This is a genomic window from Paraclostridium dentum (genome assembly GCF_012922555.1).
Lineage (GTDB): Bacteria > Bacillota > Clostridia > Peptostreptococcales > Peptostreptococcaceae > Paraclostridium > Paraclostridium dentum.
On sequence record NZ_WIPK01000124.1, the window covers coordinates 1 to 451 of the forward strand.

The window sequence follows — 451 nt, forward strand, 5'->3', positions numbered from 1 at the left end:
TACACTTTGTGCTTCCGGTCTCTCTGCGTCTTCGAAAACCCTAGATTCCCGAAAGAACAGAGAGCTCGAAACCTTTTCCACAATGGCAGTCTCAAAGGCATCCTCCGTCGTCGCTCTCATGGCGGTCCTCTTCGCCGTCCTCTCCGCCATCGGCGCCGCCCAGGAGTCTCCGGCTCCCAGCCCAGCCTCCCCCGCCGCATCCATCTCCCCCTCGTTCGTCTCCGCCCTCGTCGCCGCCGTCGCCTCTCTGGCCTTCGGATCTGCGCTCAGGGCTTGAGGTCGCGGTTGCTACTTGTCTGGATGTGGCTGTGTAGAGCGGTTTGGGATTTTGTGATTCGTTTTGTTTAGTAGCGAGTGTCGTTTTCGTAGCTGGTGGTTATGGATCTATAGGGATTTCGTTTACATATGATGGATTTTATTATTATATTATTGCTACTGTGATGGATTTCTG

The 451-nt window shown here is 54.1% G+C and carries 1 protein-coding gene; it reads right to left on the reverse strand.

Annotated elements, in window-relative coordinates; all coding sequences use genetic code 11:
- On the reverse strand, window positions 1–204 hold a 204-nt coding region (locus tag GFJ41_RS21120; RefSeq protein WP_206001613.1), incomplete at its 3' end, for a hypothetical protein.
- Window positions 205–451 lie beyond the last annotated feature (247 nt).